The sequence below is a fragment of the Yoonia sp. SDW83-1 genome, assembly GCF_046762885.1.
Taxonomy (GTDB): domain Bacteria; phylum Pseudomonadota; class Alphaproteobacteria; order Rhodobacterales; family Rhodobacteraceae; genus Yoonia.
This window is the reverse complement of sequence record NZ_JBKQXO010000008.1, coordinates 214,970-228,471: the sequence shown is the minus strand read 5'-3', so window position 1 is coordinate 228,471 and position 13,502 is coordinate 214,970. Positions and strand designations below refer to the sequence as shown.

The following is a 13,502-nucleotide window of genomic DNA, read 5'->3' as shown; positions in this document are numbered from 1 at the left end:
CGCCTTCGATAAACTGACCCATGCAAAGCCTCCGCAACGAATGCCGAAATCATACCATCATTCAGATCATCAGGGGAGTTTTCACACAGCCTCTCCGCAAACCAGACCTGCAATCAAAAACCCACTACTCAGCAGATCGGGTTCCATTTGCAGTACCAGCGCGTTTCATCCTCAGGCTCCACGGTTGGCGCGGGCTCTGCTGCCGCCTCGCCGCCCCAAGGCCACCAGCTGCGCTTCTCTTCCACGAAGACAACCTCTTCGCCCCAGTTGAACGGCCAGAAATCGAACCAGCTGCTGAACCAGCCGGTGATGCTGTCGATGATATAGGTCGCCACGATCAGCACGATGATCCCGAGGATGACGTAGAAAACGACGCGCCCGAATGACTTGCCGCCTTCACGCGCGGCATTGAAGGTAAACAGCTTCAGCGACCGGCTCAGCACCTCGCTCCAGGGTTTTTTGGACACGCAATCTTCGTTCTGTTCTGTGCTGGCCATGATCTGCACCTCAAACTGATCCTTGCCGCGCATGTTGCGGATGAATACGGCAACAATATGGGCAAGAATGGGTGATTGGCGCGCTGTCGGATCGGGTGCCAAACCTTAACGCGACGGTAATATTTAGCCCGTCCGCCGCGTTAATCATGGAAATCCGTGCGAAAGGGTCCGACGCTTTGCCGACGCAAATCCGACGCGATGCCGACAGGACGAAATCGCCAGAACCCCTGTATTAACTGACGTTCCCGCGAATCATGCGGTTCCACCGGACGCCCCGCGTTGCAAACCCCACCGCGCGTTGCGCGATCCATTTGTTCACGCCCGCCCCAAGCCGCCGGGGTCAGGATTGCCTGACATGGCTTTTTCGCCGTCTCTGGCCTAATATCGGCGCATATTACATGACGGCCCTCTATTTTTACCGAGGCAGCAGATGGCATTGAATACCGGCGGACAGGGGTTTCTGTCCCAATTCGCACCGCTTAGCCCCCGGGCCAACCGGATCATCGTGGGCCTGACATGGCTCGCCATTCTTGCCGTCGCGATTTCGGAATTCGTCACCAACAATCCCACCTGCTATCTGCCTTCGCCTGACCCGGCCTGCAATCGCACCGATGCCGAAAACGCCTATGATCCCGGATACTTAAGCAGGCCTGAAAACCTCTGGCACTGGGACTGGATGCTGTTGTCGGGGCTGATGGTGTTTGCCCTGTCCATCGCCTTTGTGGATAGCATAAAACCCAAATTCCACCGCTGCATCGCCCGCCTGTTTGACCGAGGCGTGCTGCAGCCCGGTGCCATGTCGGAAGACGGGTTTCAGGCCAGTTTTGCGGCGGACGCCAAACGCTGGGCCTTGCGCGGCGCGCTTCTGACAGCAGCCGCCATGGCGCTCGCCTGGGCGTTTGTGCTGTGGACAAACCGGCAGCCCATGCAAGTGCCGCTGGCGCTTGTTCAGATCATTCTTGGTTTCATCGCAGGGGGTTACATCGGTGAAATGGCCTGTTTCGGCCGCCTGGGCCGCCGGATCCAAACCAGCGATGTGGCCTTGCATCTTGATCCCTGGCACGCCGATGGCACTGCAGGCCTCAGGCCGGTCGGCAGCTTCTTTTTCTATCAGGCGACCTTTGCCACGATACCCGCTGCGTTTCTGGCTATCTGGATCTGGATATTACCGCTCTGGGACAATTACGCGCATTGGTACTTGCCCTATCTGGCGCTTTTGATCATCGCGATCATCGTCCAGACGCTGGCCGTCTTTCTGCCGCTCGGCAGCTTTCATATTGAAATGATGCGACAAAAACGCGAATGGCGGCGCAAACTGGATGAGGAGTTTCGCCAGAACTCCGCCCAGCGTGCGGCCTTTCTGGACAGCGCCAATATCGACCGTCAAAGCGAAATCGAGGCTGTGCTGACCCTGCTGACAAAGCGCCATCAAGAGGTCGAGGCGATGCCGACATGGCCGATTGACCGCAACCTCTGGCGCAAGTTCACCTTTCGCAACGTATTTCTATTGGCGCCAATTCTGGTCGATTTCACACTGGGTGCGACGAACTGGAAATCGGTCCTGTCAGCCTTCATGGGGTTGAGCTGAAAGGAAAAACCGGCCTATTCCGTCAGCTTGACCTCGTAAAGGTTATCCGACCACCCATCGACATTGCAGCGGGCACGGACAAAGACTGATGTGGCCCCACCAGGGATCTGAACGCCACCCAGCGACCGGGTAAAGGGCTGTTCTTCAACATGCGGGTGAAAAAGTTCGCGAAACCCAAGGCTGTTGCCATCGGCATCCAGAACCTCCCAGCCATCAGCGTAATGGTCCCATCCGGTATCCGGATGCGACAAGGTCACATTGACCCGATCACCACTAATGGTCACGTCTTCGATCACCGGTCCATCGGCAAAGGCCGGGCCAGCGAACAGACCAAGAATAACAGCGTATTTCATACGTCTTTCTCTATCAGAATACGGCGTGGGATCGATGCAAATTCGCGTGACCAGACGATCCAGACCACAATGGCGGTCGCAGCGATCAACGCCCAGCCCCCCAGCAGCCAGGCCAGCGCACCAAGCGCGAAATACATGCTCCGCAATCCGCGGTTAAAATTGATGGCGGCCCGGATGTTCAGCTCTGCCGCCTGTGCCGCGCGCGGATAAGCCTTTGGATCGTCTGGATCATTCGGGACAGAGGCCATGATCACCGCACAATAGCCAAAGACTCGGTTCGCCCAGACGAATTTCAGGAAAGCATTGGTCAGAAACAGCACCACCAGCCCCAGTTTCAACTGCCAGATCAACACCGGGACCGGCATTTCGGATACTTCGGCGGCAACCCCCTGCAGCGGTGCCGTGTTACCCACCAGCGCCAGAACACCGCCGATGGCCAACAGGCAGGTCGACGCAAAAAACGATGTCCCCTGTCGCAGGCTGGCCAGGATCTGACTGTCGAAAATACGGGGATCGCGGGTGACAAAGACGCGCATCCATTCACGCCTGCGTTCCCCCATGAGTACGGTCACGGAGGGGTGCTTAGCCCCCGGATGCTCGATCCACCAACCAATTGTAAACCAAGACAGAATAATCAGGCCCGCAGCACACCAGTCCAGCGGCGTCAGCAGGGCCATATGATCCACCAATCGCATAAGCCATTGTGTAGCCTTTAGAGTTCAGACTTGCCATATCTTGAAATTGGTAATATATTTTTACCAATCATACGGATCAGGGAGTCGACCGATGGAAATGCCAGCCCCCAGCGCCAGCGTCCTGTCGCGCAAGGACAAGATCGTTGAACGGCTGCGGAGCGTGTTGCCCCGCGATGCTGTTATTTCCGACATCTCGGAAACCCGCGCCTATGAATGCGACGCCCTGACCGCTTATAAATGCCCGCCCCTCTGCGCCGTGCTGCCAGCCAATACCGAAGAAGTCGCTGCGGTTCTGAAAATCTGCCATGAGATGGGCGTGCCTGTCGTTCCGCGCGGGTCCGGCACCTCGCTCGCCGGTGGGGCGCTGCCCACGGCAGACTCGGTCATCCTTGGCGTCGCCAAAATGAACGCCGTGATCGAAACCAATTACGACGACCGCTATATCCGCGTACAGACCGGGCGCACCAACCTGTCGGTCACCGGGGCCGTCGAACAGAACGGTTTTTTCTACGCCCCCGACCCGTCAAGTCAGCTGGCCTGCGCCATCGCCGGCAACATCGCGATGAATTCAGGCGGGGCGCATTGCCTGAAATACGGGGTGACGACCAACAACCTGATGGGCGTCACTATGGTGATGATGGACGGCACCGTGGTCAAAATCGGCGGCGCGCATCTGGACGCGGGCGGGCTGGACCTGCTGGGCCTGATCTGCGGGTCCGAAGGGCAGTTGGGCGTGGTGACCGAAGCGACGCTGCGCATCCTGCACAAACCCGAAGGCGCGCGGCCGGTTCTGATGGGCTATGACAGTTCCGAAGTGGCCGGTCAGGTCGTGACCGACATCATCAAGGCTGGCGTTTTGCCTGTCGCCATCGAATTCATGGATCGCCCTTGCATTGAGGCGACAGAAGCCTTTGCCAAAGCAGGCTATCCCATGTGCGAGGCGCTATTGATCGTGGAGGTTGAAGGATCTGACGAAGAAATCGACTATCAGCTTGACCTGATCATGAAAATCGCCGCCAGCCATAATCCGGTGGAACTGCGCCAGGCCAAGGATGCAGACGAGGCTGGGCGCATCTGGTTGGGCCGCAAATCGGCCTTTGGCGCGATGGGCCAGATCAACGACTATATGTGCCTGGATGGGACGATCCCGGTGTCCTCCCTGCCCTTCGTGCTGAAACGGATTGGCGAGATGTCCAAGGAATTCGGCCTTGATGTGGGCAACGTGTTCCACGCAGGCGACGGCAACATGCACCCGCTGATCCTGTTCGACGCCAACAAGCCCGGCGATCTGGAACTGTGCGAAGAATTCGGCGCCGAAATCCTGAAGCTCTGTGTTGAGGTCGGCGGCTGCCTGACCGGCGAACATGGTGTCGGCATTGAAAAACGCGACCTGATGAATGTGCAGTTCGATCCCCCGGATCTAGAGGCGCAGATGGCCATCAAGGACGTGTTTGATCCCGCATGGCTGCTGAACGCCGCCAAGGTCTTTCCGCTCGCAACCTCGCAATCGCGCCGCGCTGCCTAAGGAACTGAAATGACACCACAATCCGAAGCCGAGCTTGCGGAAATCATCGCAGGCACGAACGGCCCCTTGCACATTACCGGCGGCGGCACGCGACCTATCGGTCAGACCGAAGGCACGGGGCTCAGCACATCCAAGATGTCAGGTATCACGCTCTATGAACCCGGCGCGCTCACCATCGTGGCCAAGGCAGGCACGCCTGTGGCAGAAATCGAAGCAGAACTCGCCAAAGAAAATCAACGCCTTGCATTCGAACCAATGGATCATCGCGGCCTGCTGGGCACGAAGGGCGAACCAACCATTGGTGGCGTCGTTGCGGCCAACGTGTCAGGGCCTCGCCGGATTGCCGTCGGCGCCTGCCGCGATTTCGCGCTGGGGGTTCGGTTCGTCGACGGGTCCGGCACGATCATCAAGAATGGCGGGCGCGTGATGAAAAACGTCACCGGCTACGATCTGGTCAAGCTGATGTGCGGCTCCTACGGCACGCTTGGGGTGCTGACAGAGGTTTCGCTGAAGGTGCTGCCAGATGTGGAAACAACAGGCTGCGTCCTGTTACACGGGCTGGACGATGCCACTGCGATAAGGGCAATGTCCGCCGCCCTCGGCTCACCATTCGAGGCGACAGGGGTGGCCCATTTCCCCAAAAGCATGCACGGCGACCCGGTCACCATGATCCGCATCGAAGGTTTCGAAAAATCAGTGACTTACAGGGCCGACAAGCTGCGCGATCTGCTGAGTTCCTTTGGTGAGATCAGCATTCAGATCGGCGATACAGACGATGGATATGGCAGCAAAAGGGGCTGGGCGTGGGTCCGCGATGTCAGCGCCTTCGCGGGTCAGCCGGGCGATGTCTGGCGTATCTCGGCCAAACCGTCTGAGGCCGCGGCACTGACCGCCAGGCTGGGCGCAAATGCGGTGCAATATGACTGGGGTGGCGGGTTAATCTGGGCGTTGATGCCGGAAGGCACCGAATTGCGCACCAAGCTCGGGCCGTTCGATGGTCACGCAACACTGATCCGAGGCAAGGTCAACACGCCGACGTTCCATCCCGAACCCGCACCGTTGGCCGCCATCACCGCAGGCCTGCGGGCAAAATTCGACCCGCGCGGCATCCTTAACCCGGGCCTGATGCAGGCAAAGCCTGCTGTTGTCGCCTGATGATGTATATGCTGCTTATCGCCGGCTGTCTGCTGCTTTTGTTTCGCGGCCCGAAGCTGCGCAAACAGGCACGGCTAGTTCTGGGCCTTCTTTTTGTCGGGCTCTTGTTCCTTTGGGGATCCTATTTCGCATGGAGCAATCCCAGCGGCGACCCGCAAGGCAGCATGTTCCGCGGCATTGACCTGATGGCGCTTCTGATGATCACTGCGCTTTTTGGGCTGACCTGCCTGACCCAGATCCGCCGCGGCGGCGGGTCTGCCGACACCGCGCAATCCCGCCCAGTCCTGCCGCTTGCCGCCATGGTTATCCTAGGCGCTGCATGTGTCTACTTCACCCTGGCCTATTTCCTCTAGGACGTTACCGATGCAAACCACTTTCACGCCCGAACAACTCAAGGACCCCGGCACCGCCCGCTCGAACGAGATTCTGCGGTCCTGCGTGCATTGCGGGTTCTGCACCGCCACCTGCCCCACCTATCAGGTGCTGGGCGACGAATTGGACAGCCCGCGTGGCCGCATCTACCTGATCAAGGACATGCTGGAAAACGAGCGTAAGCCGGATGAGAAAACCGTCAAACATATCGACCGCTGCCTGTCCTGCCTTGCCTGCATGACGACCTGTCCGTCTGGCATACATTACATGCATCTCGTCGATCATGCGCGCGCCTATATCGAGAAAAATTACGATCGCCCCTGGTCCGACCGCGCCCTGCGCTGGCTGTTGGCGCGTATCCTGCCCTACCCAATGCGGTTCCGTGTGGCCCTTCTGGGTGCCAAGATCGGGCGGCCTTTTGCTCGGCTGATGCCCGATGCACGGCTGCGCGCCATGCTGGAAATGGCACCCAAGACGATCCCACCGGTCAGCCGCAATGACGATCCACAGACCTTCCCGGCGCAGAACAAGAAGATGCGTGTCGCCCTGATGACCGGCTGCGCGCAAAAGGCGCTGAACACGGATATCAACGATGCGACGATCCGGCTTCTGACCCGTCTGGGGGCCGAAGTGGTCGTCGCCGAAGGGGCCGGTTGCTGCGGCGCCCTGACCCACCACATGGGCAAGGAAGATGAAAGCCACGCGACGGCAGCCAGAAATATCAAGGCATGGGCGCGCGAGATGGATGGTGAGGGGCTGGATGCCATTGTCATCAACACTTCCGGCTGCGGCACGACTGTCAAGGATTATGGACATATGTTCCGCAATGACCCGCTTGCCGATGACGCGGCGCGGATATCGGCCATCGCAAAAGATGTCAGCGAAGTATTGATTGATCTTCTGCCGGACGACGCTCCACAGTTACAGCCCAATGTCGCAAAGACCGCTATCGCTGGCACGGATGCAGACACCTCACCATCGCAACCGACGCAGACAGGCGATGGAACACTCAAGGTCGCCTATCACGCTGCCTGTTCGCTGCAGCATGGACAACAGATCAAGACGTATCCAAAGGATCTGCTGAAGAAGGCCGGGTTTACCGTGCTCGAACCCGCCGACAGCCATTTATGCTGTGGTTCAGCCGGCACGTATAACCTGATGCAGCCCGAGATTTCCAAGCAGCTCAAAGATCGCAAGGTGCAGACATTAGAGGCTTTGACACCGGATATCATCGCGGCTGGGAATATCGGCTGCATGATGCAGATCGGCGGCGGTACGGATGTACCGATTGTCCATACGGTCGAATTACTCGACTGGGCCACAGGCGGTCCTCAGCCGCCTGCGCTGACCGCTGAAGGCAAACAGCATCCGCAGGTGCCAATGCTAAAATGACGCCATAATCCTGCCGTAACTCTCTCTCATGCTCGTATCAACCAACGGGATGAAACGATGCGGCACCTCTTCTTTTCGGTTGTTCTTTTACTGGCCTCTGCCGGTGGACTTCAGGCGCAAGACGCAGAGCTTGTCACGCTGCAAACCCGTCAGGACAGCCAGGGCTGGGAAGGCGTCGGTCGCCTGGATATTCGCGATAAGGGGTTTTGCACCGCCGCCCTTATCCGTGATCGGCTGATTCTGACTGCAGCCCATTGCCTCTATGATACTGACGGGTCCCTGATTTCACCTGAAAGGTTCGAATTCCGGGCAGGCTTGCGCGATGGGCGGGCTGCCGCGACCCGGCGGATTTCACGCGCCTTTGCCCATCCCGACTATAATCACGACGGTGACCAAGGCGCTGACCCGGCAGAGGTCGCCCTTGATATCGCCGTGCTGGAACTGGCCCAACCGATCCGGTCAACACGCATCCGGCCCTATCTGATTGCGCCGCGTCCCTTGACGGGGGATCAGGTCGGCGTGGTGTCCTATGGGCGTGGACGTGAGGCTGCGGCCAGCCTGCAAGAGGTCTGCAGCGTGCTGGGCCGGCAAACCGGCGTGATCGTCATGACATGCGATGTGGAATATGGTTCCAGCGGTTCACCCGTTTTCATCATGCAGGATGGTGAAACGCGGATCGCCTCGGTCATTTCGGCCATGGCGCAGGTGGATGGCGAAAAGGTGTCACTTGGCACCTCCTTGAACGGCCCGTTGTCAGAACTGCTTGCGCATTTTGCGGCGTTTGGTCCCGCCAGACCGGGTGGCACCCAGCGACTGATGGGTTTCGGCGAACGCAATGATACTGGCGCAAAGTTCGTACGCTCTAACTGAAAAACGGCTCTTTGAAGGGTCTTGAAACCCGTCTTTCCCTTTCCCAAATATATGCTGTCGGATCGCCAATGATGGGGTCCGATGCAAACTGCCTGTCCCGTGACGGGAAGGCCAAACCACTGTTATCGCTTCATAAAGGATGACCACTATGCGTAGTTTTGATCTCACCCCACTGTATCGTGCCACCGTTGGTTTCGACCAGATTGCCGATCTGATGGATCGCGCGCTTGCCAGCGATGTCAGCCAGAACAGCTATCCCCCTTACAACATCGAAAAGACCGCGGATGACGCCTGGCGCATTTCGATTGCCGTCGCCGGCTTTTCCGAAGACGACCTTGCCATCGAAGTAAAGGACCGCTCACTGCATGTGACCGCGCGCAAAGCCGAAGACAACGCCGAACGGACATATTTGCACCGGGGCATCGCCACGCGGGCCTTTGAGCGCCGGTTCCATCTGGCAGATCATGTGCGCGTCACCGGCGCGAGCCACGAAAACGGCATGCTGCATATTGATCTGGTGCGCGAAGTGCCAGAAGCACTCAAGCCACGCCGGATCGAAATCGCATCGTCTGGCAAGACCGATGCCAACCTGGTTGAAGCCAAATCCGTAAACTAAGAGACGCCACATTGTAAGATGGGTTTAAACCCATCTTACCGGTGGCAACGTCACATCCGGCAGCGATCGCCGGATGTGATATCCATGTCCTGACCCGGAAACGCGAGCCGAACAGGGCCGAACTCCACCAGCACCCCATCCTCTGTCGCGTTCCATGTGCCATCCCCGAATTGGCGGGTGAATGCGTCACAGGACCGTCCCAGATACAACACCTCGCCCGGCCTAAATCGCGGGGTGGCACCGGCACCCGCAAAGACGGATTGCGACTGCGGTTCAACAGATGTCAGCACAGCACCATGGCGGTTTTTTTCGAACTCAAACTCGCTACCGTCTGCCGACAGGAAAGTACCCCCCTGCGCCGCACCGGGTCCTGCCAAGGCAAGACCCATAACAACCGTCAAATAGCGCATTCTTTCCCCCTTTAATGGGCCTCGGCCCAGTTCGATCCTTGTCCCGCGTCGACAGCGAGCTTCACATCCAGCTTCACAGCCGGGTCGCTGGCATTTTCCATGACTTGCCGCGCCGCATCAATGAGCGCGTCTGTCGCACCGGCCTCAACTTCGAACAACAATTCGTCATGTACCTGCAAAAGCATCTTTGCAGGCAGGTCTGCTGTAGCTGCAGGCATCCTGATCATTGCCCGCCGGATCACATCCGCCGCCGTGCCCTGAATAGGCGCGTTGATGGCAGCACGTTTAGCGAAACCGGCATGTGGTCCCTTTGCGTTGATTTCCGGTGTGTTGATTCTACGGCCAAACAGCGTCTGGACGTAACCTGTCTCTTTGGCAAAGGCGATCGTGTCGTCCATGTATTTGCGGATGCCCGGGAAGCGTTCGAAATAGCGGTCGATAAAGCCCTGCGCCTCGCCTCTGGGGATGCGCAAGTTGCGCGCCAGACCAAAGCCCGAGATGCCATAGATCACCCCGAAATTGATCGCCTTCGCCTGCCGTCTGATTTCCGGCGTCATGTCCTCCAGCGGAACATCGAACATTTCCGACGCGGTCATGGCATGAATGTCGATCCCATCCAGAAATGCCTGCTTCAGCGCATCAATACCAGCAATATGCGCCAGAATCCGCAGCTCGATCTGGCTGTAATCCAGACTGACGATAACCTTGCCCGGCTCTGCGACAAACGCCTCGCGGATACGCCGCCCTTCCTCGGTGCGCACCGGAATATTCTGAAGGTTCGGATCGGTCGAGGCGAGCCGCCCGGTATTGGCCCCCGCGATGGAATAGGACGTATGCACGCGCCCGGTTTCGGCATTGATATGTTCCTGCAGCGCATCGGTATAGGTCGATTTCAGCTTGCTCAACTGCCGCCAGTCCAGAATGCGGCGCGGCAGATCGTGGATTGTGGCAAGATCCTCCAACACATCGGCCCCGGTGGAATAGGCCCCGGTCTTGCCTTTGGACGGCGTTTTCCCGTCAGGCAATGTCAGCCCCATTTCATCAAACATGATCTCGCCCAGTTGCTTGGGTGAGCCCACATTGAAAGGACGCCCGGCCATCTGCTGGATTTCATCCTCCAGCCCAGCCATCTTCTGGGCAAAGGCATTCGACATCCGCGACAGCGTATCGCGATCCACCTTGATCCCGTGCATTTCCATCTGCGCCAGCACCGGCACCAGCGGACGCTCCAGCGTTTCATAAACTGTGGTGACCCGTTTGACATGCAGTTGCGGCTTGAACTGCTGCCACAGGCGCAGGGTGATATCGGCGTCCTCCGCTGCATATTTCACCGCATCGTCTATCGGCACGCGGTCAAAGGTGATCGCCGATTTTCCTGTGCCCAACAGCGGCTTGATCGGGATCGGCGTATGGCCCAGATAGCGTTCCGACAACGTGTCCATGCCGTGATTATGCTCACCAGCATGCATCGCATAGGACATCAGCATCGTATCGTCGATGGGGGCGACCGCGATGCCAAGACGGGCAAAGATTTTGGCATCGTATTTCATATTCTGCCCGATCTTGAGGATTGCATCATCCTCAAGCACCGGCTTGAGCAGCGCCAGACACTGTTCAAAATCCATCTGGCCTTCGGCCACGTCATCGGACCCGAACAAATCATCGGACGATGCAGCCTTATGCGTCAGCGGGATGTAGCAGGCCTTACCGGCATCGACGGATAAGGAAATGCCAACCAGATCGGCGATCATTTCATTCAGACCGGTCGTTTCGGTGTCAACAGCCACATAACCCCGTTCCCGAATACGGTCGATCCACTGCTGCAGCGCGGCTTCGTCACGGACGCAGTCATAGGCGTCAGGATCAAAATCCACGACCTCCGGTGCCGCGACATCCTCGGACGGGGCGGACTTGACCTCGATCACCGGCGGCTCAACCCCCAGCTTTTCGGCAATCCGTTTGGTGACCGTCCGAAACTCCATCTCGGCCAGAAAACCCATCAGCACATCGGCGTCCGGTTCTTTCACCTCCAGATCATCAAGGCTGAATTCAAGCGTCATGCCGCAATCAAGCTGCACCAGCTTCTTGGACAACTCGATCTGCTCGCGGTTGTCGATCAGCGTCTGACGGCGCTTGGGCTGTTTGATCTCTTCGGCGCGGTCCAGCAGGCTCTCCAGATCGCCATATTCATTGATCAGCAAAGCCGCGGTCTTGATCCCGATGCCCGGCGCACCCGGCACGTTATCCACGCTGTCACCGGCAAGAGCCTGCACATCGACCACCCGCTCTGGCCCCACCCCGAATTTCTCCATCACACCGTCACGGTCGATCCGCTTGCTCTTCATCGGGTCCAGCATCTCGACCCCGTCACCGACAAGTTGCATCAGGTCCTTGTCAGACGACACAATCGTCACCCGCCCCCCCGCATCACGCGCCTGATGGGCCAGGGTCGCGATGATATCATCCGCCTCGAACCCTTCCATCTCCTCGCAGGCGATGTTGAAGGCCTTGGTCGCGGTCCGGGTCAGCGGGATCTGCGGGCGCAGATCCTGTGGCATCTCGTCCCGGTTCGCCTTGTACTGGTCGTACATGTCATTGCGGAATGTATGACTGCCCTTGTCAAAAATCACCGCCACATGGGTCGCCGCATCGTCGCCGGTATTTCCATCGACATAGCGCTGCAGCATGTTCACGAAACCGCTGACAGCCCCCACCGGCAGCCCGTCCGACTTGCGTGTCAGCGGCGGAAGCGCATGATAGGCACGAAAGATAAAGGCCGAACCATCAATCAGATGCAGATGACAGCCTTTGCCAAATTTCGTTGTCATAGTGTCACCCCTGATTTGCTTGATTTAGGTTTTGCCATGATCCGCCTCATCCTTCCAGTGACCATCTGCATCGCCCTTCCCTGGGGCGCCAGTGCGGACACCACCTGCGAAAACATCCCCAACAGCAGCGACAACTGTGTCCGGACGGTGGCCTGTGTCGGCGATCAGGGCCTCTATTTCGACGGACAGGCACGCGGCTGGAACGAAGGTGCGGTCACCGGTCAGATATCGGACGGAGTCACTTGCACCGGCACATGGACATCCGATGGCCCCATGGGGGCCGGCATTGCCAAGATGACCTGCGAAGACGGCACCGATATCCGCGTCCTCTATCACACGCAGGACAACGAAACCGGCACGGTCATCGGGCGCGGCACCGACACACGCGGGCGCAACATTCAGGTCTGGTCTGGCACCAATGTCCTGGCCTTCCTGACCAAAGACGGCGCGGTCGGCCCCGCACTTCCCTGCACCAGCGGCCCGATCCCGATGAGCTAGACCTGACCTTCGCTTGGCGGCAAGCCTTCCCAATCCCAATAGGCCCGGCCACCGTAATCGTCGTGACCAAAGTCGTCGCCAAAGTAGAAATCAAAATCCAAATTCAATCGATAGTATGCCGCAGTTGCAAAGTGCCCGCCGGAAACACTCAGCGGCTCGTCAAAGCGATCAAAATAGCCAACCGCAACCAACCAGCGTTCGAATTCGGGCGGCGCGGAGACGACTTGTTCACGAATACTCTGCATCCGGCCCCAAAGCGACCGCAGATGTTCTTCAATCGAGATCGACTCGTCCGCTTCGTCCAGACCGCTTGCCATGGACCAACGCGAGAAGGAGTAGGGTTTGAGCCCGGGCCGTTTTCGCGGCTCACCAATCGAGAAACTCTTTCTATCGGGCGCGCGACCAAGATGGTCGGTTATGGCCTGAAGTGGCAGTTTCGACGTTATCGACAGGTAGGCAAAGCCACCCTGCCTTGGGCCGTGGGCTTCGGTCACCTAGACCTTACCCTCAAATTCCTTGTGGATCAGCTTTGCATCGCAATAGGGGCATTCGACCCAGCCATGCTCCTGCGGGATCTGCAGCCAGACGCGGGGATGGCCCAGCGCCCCCTCGCCACCGTCACAGGCGACACGCCAGTCATGCACGATACGGATTTCCGGGGCGGGAGTTGTCATGAAACGTCCTGTCTGGTTGCCGCGGGGCA

General features: G+C 58.6%; 15 protein-coding genes. 8 read left to right on the top strand and 7 right to left on the bottom strand.

Annotated features, from left to right (window positions below):
• Window positions 1-128: 128 nt before the first annotated feature.
• On the bottom strand, window positions 129-599 hold the full coding sequence (locus tag ACFWW4_RS12640) for a hypothetical protein (protein WP_411891180.1): 471 nt from the start codon (window positions 597-599) through the stop codon (window positions 129-131).
• Window positions 600-927: 328 nt separating this feature from the next.
• Between ACFWW4_RS12640 and ACFWW4_RS12635 the strand changes: the two genes are divergently transcribed.
• Window positions 928-2,085, top strand: a complete 1,158-nt coding sequence (locus ACFWW4_RS12635; protein ID WP_411891179.1) for a hypothetical protein — start codon at window positions 928-930, stop codon at window positions 2,083-2,085.
• 14 nt (window positions 2,086-2,099) lie between these two features.
• Here ACFWW4_RS12635 and ACFWW4_RS12630 read toward each other — a convergent pair whose 3' ends face one another.
• Both ACFWW4_RS12630 and ACFWW4_RS12625 read right to left on the bottom strand, forming a co-directional pair.
• Window positions 2,100-2,438, bottom strand: coding sequence for a hypothetical protein (locus tag ACFWW4_RS12630; RefSeq protein WP_411891178.1), 339 nt, complete (start codon window positions 2,436-2,438; stop codon window positions 2,100-2,102).
• On the bottom strand, window positions 2,435-3,133 hold the full coding sequence (locus ACFWW4_RS12625) for a DUF599 domain-containing protein (RefSeq protein WP_411891177.1): 699 nt from the start codon (window positions 3,131-3,133) through the stop codon (window positions 2,435-2,437). Before ACFWW4_RS12625 ends, ACFWW4_RS12630 begins: the two co-directional genes overlap by 4 nt.
• Before the next feature lie 91 nt (window positions 3,134-3,224).
• On the opposite strand from ACFWW4_RS12625, the gene ACFWW4_RS12620 reads away from it, so the two are divergent.
• The 6 genes from ACFWW4_RS12620 to ACFWW4_RS12595 all read left to right on the top strand — a co-directional run bounded on the left by ACFWW4_RS12620 (window position 3,225) and on the right by ACFWW4_RS12595 (window position 9,063).
• Complete coding sequence (locus tag ACFWW4_RS12620) at window positions 3,225-4,658, top strand: FAD-linked oxidase C-terminal domain-containing protein (RefSeq protein WP_411891176.1); 1,434 nt, start codon at window positions 3,225-3,227, stop codon at window positions 4,656-4,658.
• Between the two features lie 9 nt (window positions 4,659-4,667).
• Entirely contained in the window at window positions 4,668-5,813 is a 1,146-nt protein-coding gene (locus ACFWW4_RS12615; protein WP_411891175.1) for an FAD-binding protein, read from the top strand.
• Window positions 5,814-5,821: 8 nt separating this feature from the next.
• Window positions 5,822-6,166 (top strand): hypothetical protein, encoded by a 345-nt coding sequence (locus ACFWW4_RS12610; protein ID WP_411891174.1) that lies wholly within the window; start codon window positions 5,822-5,824, stop codon window positions 6,164-6,166.
• A gap of 10 nt (window positions 6,167-6,176) precedes the next feature.
• Window positions 6,177-7,577, top strand: coding sequence for a glycolate oxidase subunit GlcF (gene glcF / locus ACFWW4_RS12605; RefSeq protein WP_411891173.1), 1,401 nt, complete (start codon window positions 6,177-6,179; stop codon window positions 7,575-7,577).
• 57 nt (window positions 7,578-7,634) lie between these two features.
• Window positions 7,635-8,447, top strand: coding sequence for a trypsin-like serine peptidase (locus ACFWW4_RS12600; RefSeq protein ID WP_411891172.1), 813 nt, complete (start codon window positions 7,635-7,637; stop codon window positions 8,445-8,447).
• Between the two features lie 148 nt (window positions 8,448-8,595).
• Window positions 8,596-9,063 carry an Hsp20 family protein gene (locus ACFWW4_RS12595; RefSeq protein ID WP_411891171.1) on the top strand — a complete coding sequence of 156 codons (468 nt, stop codon included), beginning with the start codon at window positions 8,596-8,598 and terminating at the stop codon, window positions 9,061-9,063.
• A 50-nt stretch (window positions 9,064-9,113) separates the two neighbouring features.
• Here the strand turns inward: ACFWW4_RS12595 and ACFWW4_RS12590 are convergent, their stop codons facing one another.
• Window positions 9,114-9,473: a hypothetical protein gene (locus tag ACFWW4_RS12590; protein ID WP_411891170.1), complete on the bottom strand. Its 360-nt coding sequence runs from the start codon at window positions 9,471-9,473 to the stop codon at window positions 9,114-9,116.
• Window positions 9,474-9,484: 11 nt separating this feature from the next.
• On the bottom strand, window positions 9,485-12,301 hold the full coding sequence (polA, locus tag ACFWW4_RS12585; RefSeq protein WP_411891169.1) for a DNA polymerase I: 2,817 nt from the start codon (window positions 12,299-12,301) through the stop codon (window positions 9,485-9,487).
• Between the two features lie 36 nt (window positions 12,302-12,337).
• Here polA and ACFWW4_RS12580 point away from each other — a divergent pair, with 36 nt between their 5' ends.
• Window positions 12,338-12,799 carry a hypothetical protein gene (locus ACFWW4_RS12580; protein ID WP_411891168.1) on the top strand — a complete coding sequence of 154 codons (462 nt, stop codon included), beginning with the start codon at window positions 12,338-12,340 and terminating at the stop codon, window positions 12,797-12,799.
• On the opposite strand, the gene ACFWW4_RS12575 is transcribed toward ACFWW4_RS12580, so the two are convergent.
• Together ACFWW4_RS12575 and ACFWW4_RS12570 are read right to left on the bottom strand one after the other, a co-directional pair.
• A complete protein-coding gene (locus tag ACFWW4_RS12575; RefSeq protein ID WP_411891167.1) occupies window positions 12,796-13,293 on the bottom strand; it encodes a hypothetical protein in 498 nt (165 codons plus the stop codon). The two genes, ACFWW4_RS12580 and ACFWW4_RS12575, sit on opposite strands and share 4 nt — an antisense overlap.
• Window positions 13,294-13,473: a zinc-finger domain-containing protein gene (locus ACFWW4_RS12570; RefSeq protein ID WP_393931805.1), complete on the bottom strand. Its 180-nt coding sequence runs from the start codon at window positions 13,471-13,473 to the stop codon at window positions 13,294-13,296.
• Between the last annotated feature and the right edge of the window lie 29 nt (window positions 13,474-13,502).

What these genes read in the sequence shown, in the direction of transcription:
- ACFWW4_RS12600 (WP_411891172.1), top strand. Translation starts at nt 7,635, where the DNA reads ATGCGGCACCTCTTCTTTTCGGTTGTTCTTTTACTGGCCTCTGCCGGT.
- polA (WP_411891169.1), bottom strand. Translation starts at nt 12,301, where the DNA reads ATGACAACGAAATTTGGCAAAGGCTGTCATCTGCATCTGATTGATGGT.
- ACFWW4_RS12620 (WP_411891176.1), top strand. Translation starts at nt 3,225, where the DNA reads ATGGAAATGCCAGCCCCCAGCGCCAGCGTCCTGTCGCGCAAGGACAAG.
- ACFWW4_RS12610 (WP_411891174.1), top strand. Translation starts at nt 5,822, where the DNA reads ATGCTGCTTATCGCCGGCTGTCTGCTGCTTTTGTTTCGCGGCCCGAAG.
- ACFWW4_RS12570 (WP_393931805.1), bottom strand. Translation starts at nt 13,473, where the DNA reads ATGACAACTCCCGCCCCGGAAATCCGTATCGTGCATGACTGGCGTGTC.
- ACFWW4_RS12595 (WP_411891171.1), top strand. Translation starts at nt 8,596, where the DNA reads ATGCGTAGTTTTGATCTCACCCCACTGTATCGTGCCACCGTTGGTTTC.
- ACFWW4_RS12630 (WP_411891178.1), bottom strand. Translation starts at nt 2,438, where the DNA reads ATGAAATACGCTGTTATTCTTGGTCTGTTCGCTGGCCCGGCCTTTGCC.
- ACFWW4_RS12625 (WP_411891177.1), bottom strand. Translation starts at nt 3,133, where the DNA reads ATGCGATTGGTGGATCATATGGCCCTGCTGACGCCGCTGGACTGGTGT.
- ACFWW4_RS12615 (WP_411891175.1), top strand. Translation starts at nt 4,668, where the DNA reads ATGACACCACAATCCGAAGCCGAGCTTGCGGAAATCATCGCAGGCACG.
- ACFWW4_RS12580 (WP_411891168.1), top strand. Translation starts at nt 12,338, where the DNA reads ATGATCCGCCTCATCCTTCCAGTGACCATCTGCATCGCCCTTCCCTGG.
- ACFWW4_RS12590 (WP_411891170.1), bottom strand. Translation starts at nt 9,473, where the DNA reads ATGCGCTATTTGACGGTTGTTATGGGTCTTGCCTTGGCAGGACCCGGT.
- glcF (WP_411891173.1), top strand. Translation starts at nt 6,177, where the DNA reads ATGCAAACCACTTTCACGCCCGAACAACTCAAGGACCCCGGCACCGCC.
- ACFWW4_RS12635 (WP_411891179.1), top strand. Translation starts at nt 928, where the DNA reads ATGGCATTGAATACCGGCGGACAGGGGTTTCTGTCCCAATTCGCACCG.